The organism is Kribbella sp. CA-253562 (genome assembly GCF_050942265.1).
Taxonomy (GTDB): domain Bacteria; phylum Actinomycetota; class Actinomycetes; order Propionibacteriales; family Kribbellaceae; genus Kribbella.
In genome coordinates this window covers 1,626,936-1,642,629 of record NZ_CP192049.1, presented here as the reverse complement: position 1 = coordinate 1,642,629, position 15,694 = coordinate 1,626,936, and the positions used below count along the sequence as shown (strand labels likewise).

Sequence of the window (15,694 nt, the reverse complement as noted above, 5' to 3'; positions counted from 1 at the left end):
TTGACCGAGCAGCTCGCGGCGGCGCGGGCCGCTGCGAGCTGCGCGGATCGTTCGGCCGGGAGGCGTTCGGCGGCGTACTGGGTCGGCGTCAGGGCTTGAGCAGCTCCAGATCGTCGAGCAGCTTCGGGTGGACCGGTCGCCAATTCAGCACCTCACGCGTGTGGGCGCTGGACGCCGGCTGGTCGGCGGCGAAGATGGCTCCGATGGGTCCGTAGCTGTCCGCCGGAACCTCCTTCACCGGGACACCGAGCCGGCGGCCGATCACTTCCGCGATGGCCCTGACCGGGTCGCCCTCGTCGTCGACCGCATGCCAAGCCGTACCGGCCGGCGCTTTCTCGAGGGCGAGGCGGAACAACACCGCCGCGTCCTTCGCGTGCACCGCCGGCCAGCGCTGGGAGCCGTCACCGATGTAGCCGGACACGCCGGTCTGCCGCGCGATCTGGGTGAGCAGGCCGGCGAAGCCGCCGTGCCCCTCGGTGTGCACGGTGCGGGGCAGGCGGACCGCCGACGTACGGACGCCGCGCTCGGCGAACGCCAGGGTTGCGGTGACCGAACGGTTCCGCCCGGCGACCGGGCCTTCGAACGGCAACGCGTCGGCCTCGGTCGCCAGCCGGCCGGGGACAATCGGGGTGCCCGAGCACACGACGTACGGGTTGCCGGTGCCGACGAGGGCCTCGCCGATCGCGGCCTGCGCGGCGCTCTCCTCCTCGATCGAGCGGGCGAGCGCCTCGGGACTGCTGAAGTCGTTGCTGAAGGCAAGATGAATGACGCCGTCGGCCTTCCCGGCCGCGGCCCGTAGTACGTCGAGGTCGGTGAGCGCAGCTCGGACCGCTTCCGCGCCGGCGGCCTCGAGCTTGGCGGCCGAGGCGCCGGAACGCGCCAGCCCGAGCGGGGTGTGGCCGTGCTGAAGGAGCTCGGCGACGACCGCCGAGCCGATGAGGCCGGTGGCCCCGGTGACGAAAACCTGCATGACAGCTCCAACAAGTGATGGGACTTTTATCCCATCACTGTAGCACTGTGATGGGATAAGAGTCCCGTCACCTATGATGGTGCCATGGCGAGGTGGGAACCGGGAGCGCGCGAACGGATGGTCGTGGCGGCTGTCGACCTGTTCACCGAGCAGGGCTACGACGCGACGACGGTGGCCGAGATCGCGGAGCGCGCGGGGGTCACCAAGAGCACGTTCTTCCGGCACTTCCCCGACAAGCGCGAGCTGCTGGTCGCCGGGCAGGCGGCGCTCAGCGAGCTGCTGACCGAGGGGATCGCGGCCGCGCCGGACGACGCCACGCCACTCGAGGCCGTCGGCGCCGGCCTGCAGCGCGCGGCGACGATGATGACGTCGTTCAACCGGGAGCTCTACCCGAAGATCCAGGCGGCCGTCGCCGCCAACAGCGAGCTCCAGGCGCGCGACGCCCTGAAGACTGTCGGCCTCGCCGCGGCGATGATCGACGCACTGGTCGCCCGCGGAATTGCCGAGCCGACGGCCCAGCTCGCCGCGGAGCTCGGGGTGCTCGCGTTCAAGCGCGGTTGGGCAGCCTGGACCGAAGCGGGCGAAGGCGAGCTCGGCCCGTACGCCGCCGCCGCCCTGGACGAGCTGCGCGCAGCCAGCGCGGGTCTGGGCTGACCGCCCGGCTTGAGGCGCTCCGAGTCGCCCGGCAGCGGAAGCGCCGCGCGGACACGCGCCGCGGGAGCGCCGCGCGAAGGCGCGCGTTCTTCTGAGCCCAGCCGCGACTTGCTCACGGCCCGGGACGAACCGAAGGGCCCCTCGTCGAGGGGCCCTTCGGTTTCGTTCAGTTGATGAGTGGGAGCACCTGGCGGGAAACTCCCAGTCGACGCTCGCCGCGGGCGGCAGAGCAACAGCCGGCAATCAGCGGACGGCGGCGGCTTCCTGCTCGGCCTGCTCGGTGCGCAGCGAGCTCTGCAGCGACGAGTGCAGGATGCGCAGCGTGCTGGTCGACTGCATCAGCGCGTCGCGCTCGTCGGGGTTGCGGTTGGCCAGGGCGGTGATGTCGTTGATGCTCGCCTCGATCCGGCCGATCCGGTCCGCGACGGTGCCCTCCTGGCTGCTGGCCCGGCGGATCGCCTCGGACGTGACCGTCCAGACGTCCTCCTTGTCGTTGGTCCGGCGGGACAGGTCGACCATCTGGCTGAGCGCGGCCAGGTCGCTGTCGATCTGGCTCCGCTCGATCGGCGCCGTGATGCCCGCGGTCGACTGACGGAGCCGGGTGACATGCCCGGACAGCTCCGACCAGCTGCACTTACCACTCTTGATCTTGTCCAGCACCTTGGTGTACTCGGTGTTGAACTCGTCGTAGTTCACTGTCCTTGACTCCTGCCGTTCGACGTTCGACCCAGACTCTAAGGCGTGCGGACCCGAAACACGGTAACCACACGATCGCAGATCGTGCACGTGTCGGCAAAACGCGAAGGCGCCCGGAGAGGCAACGCTCTCCGGGCGCCTTCGTTACGGTGCAGGCGAGGCCTTTACCGAACCGAATCCACCGATGGTCAGGCGATCCGGGTGGCCGGGGCCGACCAGGTCTGGCAGCTGCCCGGGTGGGTGTTCTTGCCGTTGCCGGTGAAGCCGGCCAGCGACCAGTAGTTGTGGTTGGTCCACGAGCCGTGGTCACGCGGGTAACCCGGCTGGTCGCCGGAGTGCGAGACGACCCACTTCCACTCGGCCAGCAGACCCCCGCTCATCGGGTAGTAGGCCTTGTTGGCGCCGATGTAGGCCGAGCCGAGGCACGAGGCCTGCAGCTCACGGCGACGGCTCTCGGCCAGGCCCGCGTCGTAGGTCATGTGCTGCTGACGCCACCACGAGGCGGTCAGGATGCTGGTCATGTTCTGCACGTGGTGCCCGTACTCGTGGGCGATCGTGTTGGTCGCGTAGGCGACGGCGAACGTCGGGTCCTGCGCGTAGTAGGTGACCAGCTGACGCCACGGGATGTAGATCGTGCCGCCGTTGGCCGAGCAGTAGAACGAGACCCAGCCGGTGACGCTGCCACAGGTGGACTTGACCGTGTTGTAGCCGTGCACGACCAGCTTCGGCTTGACGTCCCAGCGGGCGCCCATCCGCCACAGGTTCGGCTTCCAGGAGGCGTACATGCAGCGGACCAGCTCGGTCTCGAAGTACCGGACGTTGGCCTCGGTGTTCAGCGCGACGTTCGGCCGCTTGCACTTCGACGGCGCGATGTTGCCGGTGCCGTAGAGCTTGTTGTTCTTCACCGCCCGCAGCGCGCTGGCGGCGTTCCAGCCGGCGTCGCGGCCGGCGTTCGGGACCTGCGCCGGGGTGTCGATGTGCGCGACGACCGGACGGTCGGCGGCAGCCGCCGGGGACGTCTGGGCGGCCTGCGCGTTCGGCATCGCAAGCATCGCGCAGCTGGCGACGGCGACGGTGCCGGCCAGAACGCGCAGCTTCTTGCTGGAGAGATAGTTCATGCGCTCCACTCTCGAGTACTGGGGGACATACCGGAGCCATCCTGGATCACACAGAGGTTCACTCCGGCCTGAACACGGGTTCGGACGCAGCATCTTCGAGTGAAGTTCCCCTCGGTCCACCGATTTCTGGCCCTGCGTCAACCCATCACTGCGCTGTGTCAACCGACGGGGTGCAGCCGCTCGCCGAGGAACCGGAGCTGGGCGGGGAGCATCCGCCGCCAGTAGCCCGCGGTGTGCGCGCCGGCCTGGGTGCCACCGTCGGTGGCAAGGTCGCGCCGCAGGTCCCGCACGGCGCCGGCGAACGGGTCGTCCCACCCACAATCGATGCGCAGGGCAACGTTCCTCAGCCGGCCGCCGCGGACCCGGTACGCCGCGAAGTCGTCCGCCCCGTCGAACGCCCCCGGCGCCGCGTCGTCGACGTGCCGCCACAGCGCCGGACTCATCGCGCCCGCGGCCGCCACCCGCCCGGCTCCGTCGCGCGCCGCCAGCAGGGCGCCGTACCCGCCCATCGACCACCCCAGTACGCCGTACCGGTCGGTGCGCAGGCCGCGTTTCGCCAGCAGGGGAAGGAGTTCGGCGACGACCATGCGCTGTGGATCGTCGCCGGTGGAGCGCCGGTGCCAGTAGCTGTCGCGGCCGCCGTCGACGGTCGCCAGCGCGAAGGCCGGCGTACCGGATCGCACCACCGAGGTGAGGAACCGGTCGGCTCCGAGGTCGTTGACCGCCGACGTGTGGTCGCCGCCGCGGCCGTGCATCACGACGACGACGGGGAGCTGCGCGTCCGGCCGGTGACCGTGCGGGTAGATCACCGACCACCCGACGGCCGTACGCCGGGCGGCGGAGGCGAAGCTGCCGCTGACCACCGGCCCGGCCGGGACGTCGGGGACCACGCCGTCCTCACCGGTCAGTCCGAGGACGTCGTGCACGCGGGCGCGCCCGGGCAGGATCGTCGTTTCCAGCCCGGCGATCCCGGCGGCGCCGAGACCGGCGACGCCGAGCAGGACGCGGCGGCGGGTCGGTCGTCGGGTCACGCCAGGTGAGACGCCCCGGGCGAGCAGGGAGTTCGCCGGCCTGAGCGGCAGGAAGTCAGCGCAGGATCTGGGCCACCACGGCGACGACGGCCAGTACGGCGACGGCGATCAGTTCGGGCTTGGCCCAGGTCGTGGTGATCTCGCCCTCGGCGGCCTTGGCGTACCGCTCGCGGTGGTTGTCGATGCGGTCGACGACGAAGTCGGCGCGGCTGATCGAGTTGTCGGCGCCGAGCTTGCGGCCGCCGACGCGTTGCTTGCGCAGGTCCTTCATCACCAGCTGGACGCCGGGGCAGCGGATCTTGCCCGTGCTGGTGTGCACGCGCAGGATGTCGGTCACGTCGACGTCCTCGATCCGGTGCCACGGGACGTGGTGGTCGCGGATGTGGTTGCGGATCATCAGCCCGTCGGGCCGCAGCGTGACCGAGGGACGCACCAGGCCGACGTACGCGACGATCATCAGGATGCCGATCAGGGCCGCGACCAGCAGACCGCCCAGCGTGCGCCACTCGGCGACGATGTCGACCAGACCGGCCAGGCCGATCACCATCACGACGACGCCGGTGATGCGGTTCGACGCCGACAGGTACTGCTCGTTCTCGGTCACCTTCGGTTTCACCCCGACAAGGTAGCCGCTCGCGGCGAGCCGGACGAGCGCGGCCTTCGCGGACGGAGGTCGTCCGGGTAGCGGTTTAACGTGCTGTGCATGAGTGACGACACGAACCTGGACGAGTGCCCGTGGGAGCCACCGTTGGCGGGGTCGGAGGTCGAGCACCTGCTCGGCGCGCTGGACCGGTTGCGGACGACGTTCCGCTTCAAGGCCGACGGGCTGGGACCCGAGAGCCTGAATCAGCGCATCGGAGCCTCCGCGCTGACCCTTGGCGGCCTGTTGAAGCACCTGGCTCTGCAGGAGGACTACACCGTCCGCGTGAAGTTCCAGGGCGGTGACCTCGGTACGCCGTGGCAGGAGCTCGGCTGGGACGGCAGCGGCACCTGGGAGTTCGAGACGGCGGCTCAGGACTCTCCGGAGCAGCTGTACGCCTGGTACGACGACTCCGTCGCGCGCTCGCGCCGTCTGGTGGCCGAGGCGCTGGCTGACGGGGGACTCGGCCAGGACGCGCACGTCGCCTGGCCGGACGGGACCCACGCCAGCCTGCGCCGGCTGCTCTTCGACCTGGTCGAGGAGTACGGCCGTCACACCGGTCACGCCGACCTGCTGCGCGAAGCCGTCGACGGAGTCACCGGCGAGGACCCGCCGATCGACTGGCGTCCGGCTTCGGGCACCTACACCTTCTCCTGACGGCGCCCGGCGTCCGGCGATTCGCGCCTGACGACCGGCGTCCGGCGCCCGGCGACCGCGCCTTTCCTGACCCACTCCAGTGGGCCCGGCCACAGGGCACTCGCGGGCGGGCGAACCAGGCTCCGGCGAGGATTAGACTGCCCAAGGTGACCACTACCGACAGCAGTCCCGGCGCAGGGGTGGACAGCCTCGCCGACGTGACCTCGTCCGAGGACCGGTTGCGCCGGTTCCTGCTCGGTCTGCCGGGCGTCGACCAGGTCGGTGCCGAGGCGCGGGCCGCGACGTTGAGCACGCGGTCGATCAAGACCACCGCCAAGGCGTACGCGCTGGACCTGGCGATCCAGATGATCGACCTGACCACGCTGGAGGGGCAGGACACCCCGGGCAAGGTGCGGGCCCTGTGCGCGAAGGCGCGGCGCCCCGACCCGGCCGACCCGACGGCGCCGCAGGTCGCCGCGGTCTGTGTCTATCCCGACCTGGTGGCGACCGCGAAGTTCGAGCTGCGCGGCTCGGGCATCAACGTGGCCAGCGTCGCGACGGCCTTTCCCAGCGGCCGGTCCAGCCTGGCGATCAAGATCCAGGACACCAAGGACGCGGTCGCCTCCGGCGCCGACGAGGTCGACATGGTGATCGACCGCGGCGCGTTCCTGTCCGGCCGGTACGGGCTGGTCTTCGACGAGATCGCCGCGATCCGCGAGGCCGCCGGCGACGCGCACCTGAAGGTGATCCTGGAGACCGGCGAGCTGGTCACCTACGACAACGTCCGCCGCGCGTCCTGGCTGGCGATGCTGGCCGGCGCCGACTTCATCAAGACCTCCACCGGCAAGGTCTCCCCCGCGGCGACCCTGCCGGTCACGCTGGTGATGCTGGAGGCGGTCCGCGACTACCACGAGGCCACCGGCCTGCACATCGGCGTCAAGCCCGCGGGCGGCATCCGGACCGCGAAGGACGCGATCAAGTACCTGGTCACCGTCAACGAGACGGCCGGCCCGGACTGGCTGGATCCGGAGCTGTTCCGCTTCGGCGCGTCCAGCCTGCTGAACGACCTGCTGATGCAACGCACCAAGCTGGCCACCGGGCACTATCCCGGCCCCGACTACTTCACCCTGGACTGAGGGCTGTACAGACTTATGGGCAGATTCGAGTACGCACCGGCGCCCGAGTCCCGGGCGATCGTCGACATCAAGTCGTCGTACGGGTTGTTCGTCAACGGGAGCTTCACCGAGGCGACCGACGGCAAGCCGTTCAAGACCGTCAGCCCGGCGTCGGAGGAGGTGCTGGCCGAGGTCAGTGAGGCCGGTCCGGCCGACGTCGACAAGGCCGTGCGGGCGGCCCGCCGCGCCTACGAGAAGGTCTGGGGGCCGATGGCCGGCCGCGACCGGGCCAAGTACCTGTTCCGGATCGCCCGGCTGATCCAGGAGCGGTCGCGGGAGCTGGCCGTGCTGGAGTCGCTCGACAACGGCAAGCCGATCCGCGAATCGCGTGACGTCGACCTGCCGCTGGTCGCCGCGCACTTCTTCTACTACGCCGGCTGGGCCGACAAGCTCGAGTACGCCGGCGCCGGGCCGGACCCGCGGCCGCTGGGCGTCGCCGCGCAGGTCATCCCGTGGAACTTCCCGCTGATGATGCTGGCCTGGAAGATCGCCCCGGCGCTCGCGGCCGGCAACACCGTCGTACTGAAGCCGGCCGAGACGACGCCGCTGACCGCGCTCGCGTTCGCCGAGATCTGCCAGCAGGCCGACCTGCCGCCGGGCGTGGTGAACATCATCACCGGCGCGGGGCGGACCGGGCAGGCGCTGGTCGAGCACGAGGGCGTCGACAAGGTCGCGTTCACCGGTTCGACCGCGGTCGGCCGGTCGATCGCGCGGTCGGTGGCCGGCACCGACAAGAAGGTCACCCTCGAGCTCGGCGGCAAGGCCGCGAACATCGTCTTCGAGGACGCGCCGATCGACCAGACCGTCGAAGGCATCGTCAACGGCATCTTCTTCAACCAGGGCCACGTCTGCTGCGCCGGTTCACGGCTGCTGGTCCAGGAGAGCGTGTACGACGAGGTGCTGGCCCGGCTGAAGCGCCGGATGAGCACGCTGCGCGTCGGCGACCCGCTGGACAAGAACACCGACATCGGCGCGATCAACTCCGCCGAGCAGCTGGCCCGGATCCGCGAGCTGTCGCAGATCGGCGAGGACGAGGGCGCCGAGCGCTGGTCGCCCGAGTGCGAGCTGCCCACGCAGGGTTTCTGGTTCCCGCCGACCGTCTTCACCGGCGTCTCGCAGGCGCACCGGATCGCCCGCGAGGAGATCTTCGGGCCGGTGCTGTCGGTGCTGACCTTCCGCACCCCACAGGAAGCGGTCGAGAAGGCCAACAACACGCCGTTCGGGCTGTCGGCCGGGGTCTGGACCGACAAGGGGTCGCGGATCCTGTGGATGGCCAACCAGCTGCGCGCGGGCGTGGTCTGGGCGAACACGTTCAACCGCTTCGACCCGTCCTCGCCGTTCGGCGGGTACAAGGAGTCGGGCTACGGCCGCGAGGGCGGCCGCCACGGTCTGGAGGCCTACCTTGCCCACTAAGGACTCTGCGCGACTGGACATCCGCAAGACCTACAAGCTGTACGTCGGGGGCGCCTTCCCGCGCAGCGAGTCGGGCCGGTCGTACGTCGTGAACGATGCCAAGGGCAAGTTCCTCGCGAACGCCTCACAGGCCTCCCGCAAGGACGCCCGGGACGCCGTCGTCGCGGCCCGCAAGGCGTTCGGCGGCTGGTCCGCGCGGACGGCGTACAACCGCGGCCAGGTGCTCTACCGGATCGCCGAGGTGATGGAAGGCCGGCACGACCAGTTCAGCGCCGAGGTCGCCGCGGCCGAGGGGTTGTCGGTCGCCAAGGCCCGGCCGCTCGTCGACGCCGCGATCGACCGCTGGGTCTGGTACGCCGGCTGGGCCGACAAGCTGGCCCAGGTGGTCGGCTCGAGCAATCCGGTGGCCGGCCCGTACTTCGACTTCTCGGTGCCTGAGGCAACAGGTGTGGTCGCGCTGCTCGCGCCGCAGGACTCCAGCCTGCTCGGCCTGACCAGCGTGCTCGCGCCGGCGATCGTGTCCGGCAACACGGCGGTCGTGGTCACGTCGTTCGAGCGCCCGATCCCGGCGATCACGCTGGGCGAGGTGATGGCGACCTCCGACGTACCGGGTGGGGTGGTCAACATCCTCACCGGCTCGGCGTCGGAGATCGGCCCGTGGCTGGCGTCCCACCTGGACGTCAACGCGATCGACCTGTGCGGCGTCGAGGACGCCGACGAGGCCCGCGACCTGGAAGCGGCGGCCGCCGAGAACCTCAAACGAGTCCGCCGCCCGGCCCCGGAGGACTGGCTGGAGTCCCCGGGGCTGTCACGGCTGACGCAGTACCTGGAACTGAAGACCGTCTGGCACCCGATCGGCGTCTGACTCAGTGGGGGCGGCGGGCGACGGCCAGGAGGGAGCCGCCCGCCGGCAGCCTGAGTCCGGCCCGGATCAGCACGCTCTCCACGCGCATCACCGCGAAGCAGGCGGCGTTCAGCGGGGCGGCCATGCCGAGCTCCCCCTCGACGTCGGCCGTCTCCTTCTTGGTCAGGCGCGCCGCCATCATCGCGGGCAGCAGCAACGACACGAACGACGTGACCCGGAGCGGCTCGAAGCCGGCGGCGCGCAGCTCCGCGATCAGGTCGCGCCGGCTGTACCGCTTCACGTGGTGCGCCGCGACGTCGGCCGCGCTCCACAACCACTGGTGCTGCGGGACGGTGATCAGTACGCCGCCGCCGGGGCGGACCGACTGGAACATGCCCTTCAGCACCGAGGGCGCGTCCTCGACGTGCTCGATCACGTCGAACGCCCCGGCCACGTCGAACTCGGCGTCGTACGGGTTCTGCGTCGCGTCGAGCTGCCGCAGCTCGACCCCCGGCATCCGGACCCGGGCGTTCACCAGGCCCTCCTCGAACAGCTCGGTGCCGACCAGTTTCCAGTCCGGGTGCTGCTGCCGGACCCGGTCGAGCACGTAGCCGTTGCCGCAGCCGAGCTCCAGGAACGAGCTCGCGGCCGGGAAGTAGCGGTCCAGCGCCCAGTTGATCAGGTCACTGCGCGCGCGGTACCAGAAGCTGTTGGCCTCGAGTGCGAACAGCTTCTCGAACTGTGCCGGGTCGTACCCGCCGCCCGTTCCTGCGCTTGTCATGCTGCAACCTATGCCGGAAAAGTGCGGTGCGACTAGAGCGGCACGGCGGCTACGGTGCACGGATGATCTTCGCGAACAAACCGGTGCCGGGCGACAAGGTCGCGATCGTGTCGCCGTCGGGCGGCCTGCCCGAGGTCTTCCCGGCGCCGTACGAGCTCGGGCTGCGCCGGCTCCGGTCGTTCGGGCTGGAGCCGGTCGAGTACCCGACCACGCGCCGGCTGGGCACGTCGCCCGCCCAGCGGGCCGCGGATCTGCACGCGGCGTGGTCCGACCCGTCGGTGCGCGCGGTGATCTCGACGATCGGCGGCGACGACCAGCTGACCGTGCTGAAGCACCTGGACCCGGAGATGTTCCGGTCCGATCCGAAACCGTTCTTCGGCTACAGCGACAACACCAACCTGCTCAACTTCCTGTACTCGTTGGGCCTTCCGGCCTTTCACGGCGGCAGCGTGATGGTGCAGTTCGGCCGCGGCGGCGCGATGCACCCGGACACCGAGAAGTCGTTGCGCGCGGCGCTGTTCGACTCCGGTGCGTACGACCTGTCCCCCGCCGCCGGCTGGACCGACCGCGACCGCGACTGGGCCGACCCGAGCACCTTGGAGTCGGAGCCGGAGCTGTTCGAGGGGACGGGATGGCAGTGGTCGGGCCCGTCGACGCCTGTTGTCGGGCGGTTGTGGGGCGGCTGCTTGGAGATCCTCGACTGGCAGTTGGCGGTCGACCGCTGGATGTTGCCGGTGGAGCAGTACTCCGGCGTTCTGTTCCTGGAGACCACCGAGGAACTGCCGAGCGCCGTACAGGTGCACCGCATCCTGAGGAACTTCGGCGAACGCGGACTCCTGGAACGCTTCTCGGCGGTCCTGTGGGCACGGCCGAAGTCGTGGGCCCTGGACAACCAGCTCACCGACGAGGCCGCTTCGGCGTACGTGAAGGACCAGTACGCCGTCGCTCGCACGACGATCGCCGAGTACAACCCGCGCGCCGTCCTCGTCACCGGCCTGGACATCGGCCACACCGATCCCCAGCTGATCCTCCCGTACGGCGGCCAAGCCGAGCTCGACCCGGCCGCCGGGCGGATCACGGTGACGTACTAGCGGCGGATCTCGGTCCGGGTCAGCGCCGGATTGGGATCGGGGTAGCACCGCACCGGGGACTTGATCGTGACGAACTTCCACTTGATCGTCGCCTGGAGGTCGAGCCCCGGGTTGTCGAAGCTCGACCCTTGCAGCTTGGTTTCGACGACGCCGGAGCGCCCGGCCTTGAGGTGCACGGTGAGCTGCGGCAACTTGTACGACGCCCCGCCGGCGATCGGCCCCGCGACCCGCAGAGTGGCGACGCCGTTGGCGGCCTGGATGGTCGGGGTGGAGTTCAGCCCAGAGCCTCCGGACAGCCAGGCCGAGACGAACTGGGAGTTGGCGGGGATCGGGATCCGCAGCGAGAGATCGCGGACTTCCTTCAGCTTGAACCCCTTCACCTCGCCGGGCAGCGAGCCGGGCTTGAGGTCGACCACGACGTAGAAGTGCGCTCCTGGTTTCACGGTCGCGGGGGCTTTGGCCTCGGCACCCTGCCGGAGCGAGATTTGGTGCTGGCCGAACTTGGTGTCGGCGCGGCATGCGTAACTGACCGCCGCCCCGGAAGCCGTCGCCGGCAGAGGAACGAGAACCAGACTGAGAACCACCACGGGCGTCAGAAACTTCCGCAGAGTGATCATGTGATTACTCTAAGCGACGTATCAGCGTCCCGCCAGGTACCAGGTCCCCGCGGCCCCAAGCACAAACACCAACGGCAGCAACACAGCCAGCAGCACCACGCGTAAAACCCGCCGGCCGCGGCGGGACGTTCCAGCGACGGAATCCGGCGGGACAGCGGCGGTCGACCCAGCGGACGATGCCCCCGATCCGGCCGATCCGGTAGACGACGAAGCCGCGCCGCCAGACTCGGCGGCAGCAGCATCCGCGCCGACCGTCGTGCCGGAGTTGGACCCCACTGTCGTGCCGACCCCGTCCTGGGTCCCCGTCGACGTACGCAGCGACGCAAGCAACGGCGTCTCCTGCTCCAGGCGGTAAGCCTCCGCCTCCAACCGCTCCGCAAGCGTGTCGGCCCGCGACCACCGATCCGACACTCGATAAGCCAGCGATCGCGCCAGCAGCTCGTCGACCTGGCCGACGGCGTCCTGCAAGAGAGGCCGGAGCGTCGGCGGATCCACGTCGGGGTCGCGACCGACCACATCCGTGATCGAGGACGCGACGAACGGTGGCCGGCCGGTCAAGAGCGCGTAAGTGACAGCACCGACGGCGTACACATCGGCGCGTTCGTCGAAGCCTTCGTCGCCGCGGCCCTGCTCCGGCGCCATGTACGACGGCGTACCGACCGCTTGGGTGAGGCCGGAAGCTTCAGCGGCTCGCTTGGCCAGGCCCAGGTCGGCGAGCACGATCCGGTGCGTCCCACCGCCGGATTCCTTGCCGCCGGAAGGCCGGAGCAGCAGATTGGCAGGAGTGATGTCCCGGTGAACGACGCCCTCGGCATGCAGCGCCGCGACCGCGCGTGCCAGGTCGGCTCCCCACCACAGCGCGTCGGCCGGATCGAGCCGGCCGGCCGCCAGGACTTCGGCCAAGGTGCCGCCGCTGACGTAGTCCATCACGAAGTACGGGCGCCCGTCCTCCAGCGCGCCCAGGTCGAACACGCGCACCACTCGGTCGCTGGCGATCCGCCGCATCAGGCGGGCTTCGGACAGGAACCGCTCCCGGACGTCAGCCCGCGACGCCCAGTTGTCGGCCAGCACCTTGACCGCGACGTCGACGTCCAGGTCGTCGTCGTACCCGCGCCAGACCGTCGCGAAGGCACCCGCGCCGATTTTCGACTGCAGGCGGTAGCGTCCGATGGCTTCCATCGAGACTATTGTCGGTGACGGAACGGATCATGGCGAACACCTGGGGGAGCATGAACGACGAGCTCGAGGAGTTGGCCGCGCGAGCAGCGGGTGGGGACCAGGCCGCGCTGCCCGAACTGTTGTTGGCGATCCGGCCGCAGGTGCAGCGCCGGGTGGCCAAGTTCCTGCCGTACCGGGAGGACGCCGAGGAGGCCGCGCAGGACACGCTGATGACGGTGGCGACCAAGATCCACACCTTCAAGGGCACCGGTACGTTCGCGGGCTGGCTGACCATCGTCGCGACCAACCAGGCCCGGCAGACCTACCGGTCGCTCAAGCGGCGGTCGGTCGAGCAGTCGGCCGAGGTGCTGCCGGAGGCGGTCGACCCGCGCACGACCTCGGTGATCGCCGGCTCGCGCCTCGATCTGCTGGAGGCGCTGGAACAGTTGGAGTCGCATCACCCGCAGCTCGTCCAGCCGCTCGTCCTGCGCGATCTCGGCGCACTCACGTACGCCGAGATCGCCGACGAACTGCAGATCCCGCTCGGCACCGTGAAGGCCCGCATCCACCAGGCCCGCAAGGAAGTCGCCGAGCGCCTCACCGCCCGCTGAGCGTGCGGCTCAGCGGGCCTTGAACTGCCGCGCGCCCGGATCCACGGTCAGCTGCCGCACCGCCGGGTTCGCCGCGACGCCCATCCAGTTCTGCAGGATCGTCGTCGCCTCGGCCCGCTCGGCCGCCGGCAGTCCACCGATGTTCGACCCGTGGTTGCCGCCCGGCTGGGTGAACCAGTGCGAGTCGCGCGTGCCCGGCCCCGGCTCGAACTTCTCCGCGCTCCACGGGTCGTTCTCGCCGTACACGAACAGCATCCGCCGGCCCTGCGTCTTCAGCCACAGGTCCACATCCATCATCGCGAACGGCTCGTGCTTGGGCTCGATGCTGTCCGGTACGGCGGCCGGCGCGTCGCCCGCTTCGCGGTAGTGCAGCAGTCCCTTGAGCCAGGTCGTCTTGCTCGCCACGTCCGGCCAGTTCAGCTGCTGGGTCGCCTGGAAGTAGTACGGCAGGAAACCGGCCGTGCCCTCGTCGGAGTAGAACGACCAGCCGGAGATCTGGTCGATGAAGTCGAACAGCTGCTGGTCCGTCGCGGCCGCGGTGCCCGGCACCGACGGGCAGCTGGCCTGCGAGCTGTACTGCCAGAAGGCGAACGGCGTGTCGAGCACCGCCGCCTCCAGCGCCCGGTCGGCCGACCCGAACGTGCTCTCGTAGGTCAGCCCGTTCGCGGCGGCGTACTCCTTCAGCTTGGCCAGCATCGCGGGCCGCCGGAGCAGCGTGTTGCGCTGCATGTTGCGCAGGGCGGCGTTGCACTGCGGGTCGGTGCCGGCCTGCTGGATGAAGCTGACGTAGGAGTCCCGCTTGTTGATCACGTCCTGCGGCGCGACGTACGCGACCGTGGCGTCCACGTCGTTGGGGTAGAACCGGCGGTGGTAGACCGAGGTCATGCCGCCCTTGGAGGCGCCGGTCGAGACCCACTTGCCCGGGTACAGCGCCTTCTTGAACGCCGTGACGATCCGGTGGTGGTCGGTGGCGGCCTGCCAGATGTTCAGCTTCGACCAGTCCTTGCTGGCCGGGGTCGAGCTGTTGAAGAACCGCTGCTCGACGTTCAGCTGGTTGCCGTCGACCAGCCGGGTCGGCTCAGCGGTGAACGCGCCGCCGACACCGCCGTACCCGGTGGTGTGCAGGACGGTCGGGCGGGCGAAGTCGCGGTGCCAGAGCGTGATCCGCTGCTCGAACGTCTCACCGCCCGGCTGCTTGTGGTCGGCCGGCTGCGTGTAGCGCAGCACGAAGAACGGCTTGCCGCTGATCACGCTGCTGCTCTCGATCCGCAGCCCCGGGATCGTCGCGAGCCTCGCCGCGACGTCGTCCAGTACGGCGGCCGAGGCCACCGCCGGAGTCAGGACCGATCCGATCAAAGCGGCTACGAGCAAAGCGACAACACTGGCCACGAACCGGCGCATGACGGCTCCTCTGCTGGGGACGACAGCTTCACAGACTAGGGGCGATCCTTGTTTACCGCGAGGCGTTCGTCCACAGGTTGCGTGCCGCAAACGACCGTTTCAGATCGTCGGCCGCGTCGGCGACCGCGCGCCGGATGCCAGGCGCAACGGTTTCGTCGCCGGCCAGCGCCTCCGCCCGTTCGACGGTGCTCTGCGAGACCGCGTAGCGGGGGAAGATGCGTCCGGCGGTCAGCCCGACCACGATCCCGGCCCGGATCTGCGCGGTCCCGGCGATTTCCGCGAAATAGCGCTCGACGTACGGCGCGGTCAGCTCGTCCTGCAGCGGATGCCAGAAGCCGGCACACAGCGAGGACAACTCGTTGACCCCGACCGACGGGTCGGTCATCACCCGGGTCCACGCCGCCTCCTTGCCCGTCGGCAGGGCCGCCCGGCAACCAGCTGCGCGCACTGCCCCTTCGGTCGAGCGGTCCCGCTCCAGCTCGGCGTCGATCTCCGCTGCCCCGAAGACGCCGAGCAGAACCAGCCGCAGGACAAGGGCCCAGCGCAACTCCGCGTCACCACCACACCCTCCGGAGCAGGACCGTTCAGCCATCCCTGAAGGAGCTCGGCGTCGGTCGACATCGCGATCACTCCGCGCGCGACGGCAAGCTGAAGGCTGCTGCCGGGTTCGCAGGTTCCGAGCCGCGCGATCAGTACCCGGGCAAGCGGTTCGGGCTCGTAGGGAAGAGCTCGGCCGAGCAGGCTGTCCTCGGCCCAGCGCAGCAACGAACCGACGGCGATGTCGCTGTCCTCGGTCGGCAGCGCCGCGAGCAGGATCTCCAACGCCTGCTGGGGATTCAGCTCACCGGAGGCGACCGA

17 protein-coding genes are annotated in these 15,694 nt (G+C 70.1%); 7 read left to right on the top strand and 10 right to left on the bottom strand.

The genetic code is table 11. The features are described 5' to 3' along the window. Nucleotides 1–88: 88 nt before the first annotated feature. Nucleotides 89–970, bottom strand: a complete 882-nt coding sequence (locus ACQPXM_RS07985) for an SDR family oxidoreductase (RefSeq protein WP_432946345.1) — start codon at nucleotides 968–970, stop codon at nucleotides 89–91. Nucleotides 971–1,054: 84 nt separating this feature from the next. Here ACQPXM_RS07985 and ACQPXM_RS07980 point away from each other — a divergent pair, with 84 nt between their 5' ends. Next, nucleotides 1,055–1,624 (top strand): TetR/AcrR family transcriptional regulator, encoded by a 570-nt coding sequence (locus tag ACQPXM_RS07980; RefSeq protein WP_432946343.1) that lies wholly within the window; start codon nucleotides 1,055–1,057, stop codon nucleotides 1,622–1,624. A 243-nt stretch (nucleotides 1,625–1,867) separates the two neighbouring features. Here the strand turns inward: ACQPXM_RS07980 and ACQPXM_RS07975 are convergent, their stop codons facing one another. From ACQPXM_RS07975 to ACQPXM_RS07960, 4 genes are all read right to left on the bottom strand, one after another. After that, nucleotides 1,868–2,320, bottom strand: coding sequence for a hypothetical protein (locus tag ACQPXM_RS07975; RefSeq protein WP_077012302.1), 453 nt, complete (start codon nucleotides 2,318–2,320; stop codon nucleotides 1,868–1,870). Between the two features lie 188 nt (nucleotides 2,321–2,508). Next, nucleotides 2,509–3,438 (bottom strand): neutral zinc metallopeptidase, encoded by a 930-nt coding sequence (locus ACQPXM_RS07970; protein WP_432946341.1) that lies wholly within the window; start codon nucleotides 3,436–3,438, stop codon nucleotides 2,509–2,511. Nucleotides 3,439–3,596: 158 nt separating this feature from the next. Beyond that, nucleotides 3,597–4,469 (bottom strand): alpha/beta hydrolase, encoded by an 873-nt coding sequence (locus tag ACQPXM_RS07965; RefSeq protein ID WP_432946339.1) that lies wholly within the window; start codon nucleotides 4,467–4,469, stop codon nucleotides 3,597–3,599. Between the two features lie 55 nt (nucleotides 4,470–4,524). Beyond that, complete coding sequence (locus tag ACQPXM_RS07960) at nucleotides 4,525–5,085, bottom strand: PH domain-containing protein (RefSeq protein ID WP_432946337.1); 561 nt, start codon at nucleotides 5,083–5,085, stop codon at nucleotides 4,525–4,527. An 87-nt stretch (nucleotides 5,086–5,172) separates the two neighbouring features. Here ACQPXM_RS07960 and ACQPXM_RS07955 point away from each other — a divergent pair, with 87 nt between their 5' ends. The 4 genes from ACQPXM_RS07955 to ACQPXM_RS07940 all read left to right on the top strand — a co-directional run bounded on the left by ACQPXM_RS07955 (nucleotide 5,173) and on the right by ACQPXM_RS07940 (nucleotide 9,198). Then, nucleotides 5,173–5,766 (top strand): DUF664 domain-containing protein, encoded by a 594-nt coding sequence (locus tag ACQPXM_RS07955; RefSeq protein WP_432946335.1) that lies wholly within the window; start codon nucleotides 5,173–5,175, stop codon nucleotides 5,764–5,766. A gap of 146 nt (nucleotides 5,767–5,912) precedes the next feature. Further along, nucleotides 5,913–6,881, top strand: a complete 969-nt coding sequence (deoC, locus tag ACQPXM_RS07950) for a deoxyribose-phosphate aldolase (RefSeq protein ID WP_432946333.1) — start codon at nucleotides 5,913–5,915, stop codon at nucleotides 6,879–6,881. A gap of 15 nt (nucleotides 6,882–6,896) precedes the next feature. After that, nucleotides 6,897–8,333 (top strand): aldehyde dehydrogenase family protein, encoded by a 1,437-nt coding sequence (locus ACQPXM_RS07945; RefSeq protein WP_432946331.1) that lies wholly within the window; start codon nucleotides 6,897–6,899, stop codon nucleotides 8,331–8,333. After that, nucleotides 8,323–9,198: an aldehyde dehydrogenase family protein gene (locus tag ACQPXM_RS07940; RefSeq protein WP_432946329.1), complete on the top strand. Its 876-nt coding sequence runs from the start codon at nucleotides 8,323–8,325 to the stop codon at nucleotides 9,196–9,198. Before ACQPXM_RS07945 ends, ACQPXM_RS07940 begins: the two co-directional genes overlap by 11 nt. A 1-nt stretch (nucleotide 9,199) precedes the next feature. Here ACQPXM_RS07940 and ACQPXM_RS07935 read toward each other — a convergent pair whose 3' ends face one another. Continuing rightward, nucleotides 9,200–9,958 carry a class I SAM-dependent methyltransferase gene (locus ACQPXM_RS07935; RefSeq protein ID WP_432946327.1) on the bottom strand — a complete coding sequence of 253 codons (759 nt, stop codon included), beginning with the start codon at nucleotides 9,956–9,958 and terminating at the stop codon, nucleotides 9,200–9,202. Between the two features lie 62 nt (nucleotides 9,959–10,020). Here ACQPXM_RS07935 and ACQPXM_RS07930 point away from each other — a divergent pair, with 62 nt between their 5' ends. Then, a complete protein-coding gene (locus tag ACQPXM_RS07930) occupies nucleotides 10,021–11,049 on the top strand; it encodes a S66 family peptidase (protein WP_432946325.1) in 1,029 nt (342 codons plus the stop codon). Here the strand turns inward: ACQPXM_RS07930 and ACQPXM_RS07925 are convergent. Continuing rightward, nucleotides 11,046–11,666, bottom strand: coding sequence for a hypothetical protein (locus ACQPXM_RS07925; RefSeq protein ID WP_432946323.1), 621 nt, complete (start codon nucleotides 11,664–11,666; stop codon nucleotides 11,046–11,048). The two genes, ACQPXM_RS07930 and ACQPXM_RS07925, sit on opposite strands and share 4 nt — an antisense overlap. Nucleotides 11,667–11,687: 21 nt before the next feature. After that, nucleotides 11,688–12,845, bottom strand: coding sequence for a serine/threonine-protein kinase (locus tag ACQPXM_RS07920; RefSeq protein WP_432946321.1), 1,158 nt, complete (start codon nucleotides 12,843–12,845; stop codon nucleotides 11,688–11,690). Nucleotides 12,846–12,859: 14 nt separating this feature from the next. Between ACQPXM_RS07920 and ACQPXM_RS07915 the strand changes: the two genes are divergently transcribed. Continuing rightward, nucleotides 12,860–13,435: an RNA polymerase sigma factor gene (locus tag ACQPXM_RS07915; protein ID WP_432946319.1), complete on the top strand. Its 576-nt coding sequence runs from the start codon at nucleotides 12,860–12,862 to the stop codon at nucleotides 13,433–13,435. Between the two features lie 9 nt (nucleotides 13,436–13,444). Here the strand turns inward: ACQPXM_RS07915 and ACQPXM_RS07910 are convergent, their stop codons facing one another. Both ACQPXM_RS07910 and ACQPXM_RS07905 read right to left on the bottom strand, forming a co-directional pair. Beyond that, a complete protein-coding gene (locus tag ACQPXM_RS07910) occupies nucleotides 13,445–14,836 on the bottom strand; it encodes a S28 family serine protease (RefSeq protein ID WP_432946317.1) in 1,392 nt (463 codons plus the stop codon). A gap of 52 nt (nucleotides 14,837–14,888) precedes the next feature. After that, a complete protein-coding gene (locus ACQPXM_RS07905) occupies nucleotides 14,889–15,428 on the bottom strand; it encodes an ERAP1-like C-terminal domain-containing protein (RefSeq protein ID WP_432946315.1) in 540 nt (179 codons plus the stop codon). Between the last annotated feature and the right edge of the window lie 266 nt (nucleotides 15,429–15,694).

Coding starts and splice junctions, on each gene's coding strand:
- ACQPXM_RS07985 (WP_432946345.1), bottom strand. CDS start 970: ATGCAGGTTTTCGTCACCGGGGCCACCGGCCTCATCGGCTCGGCGGTC.
- ACQPXM_RS07980 (WP_432946343.1), top strand. CDS start 1,055: ATGGCGAGGTGGGAACCGGGAGCGCGCGAACGGATGGTCGTGGCGGCT.
- ACQPXM_RS07970 (WP_432946341.1), bottom strand. CDS start 3,438: ATGAACTATCTCTCCAGCAAGAAGCTGCGCGTTCTGGCCGGCACCGTC.
- ACQPXM_RS07955 (WP_432946335.1), top strand. CDS start 5,173: ATGAGTGACGACACGAACCTGGACGAGTGCCCGTGGGAGCCACCGTTG.
- ACQPXM_RS07945 (WP_432946331.1), top strand. CDS start 6,897: ATGGGCAGATTCGAGTACGCACCGGCGCCCGAGTCCCGGGCGATCGTC.
- ACQPXM_RS07935 (WP_432946327.1), bottom strand. CDS start 9,958: ATGACAAGCGCAGGAACGGGCGGCGGGTACGACCCGGCACAGTTCGAG.
- ACQPXM_RS07930 (WP_432946325.1), top strand. CDS start 10,021: ATGATCTTCGCGAACAAACCGGTGCCGGGCGACAAGGTCGCGATCGTG.
- ACQPXM_RS07925 (WP_432946323.1), bottom strand. CDS start 11,666: ATGATCACTCTGCGGAAGTTTCTGACGCCCGTGGTGGTTCTCAGTCTG.
- ACQPXM_RS07920 (WP_432946321.1), bottom strand. CDS start 12,845: ATGGAAGCCATCGGACGCTACCGCCTGCAGTCGAAAATCGGCGCGGGT.
- ACQPXM_RS07910 (WP_432946317.1), bottom strand. CDS start 14,836: ATGCGCCGGTTCGTGGCCAGTGTTGTCGCTTTGCTCGTAGCCGCTTTG.
- ACQPXM_RS07905 (WP_432946315.1), bottom strand. CDS start 15,428: ATGGCTGAACGGTCCTGCTCCGGAGGGTGTGGTGGTGACGCGGAGTTG.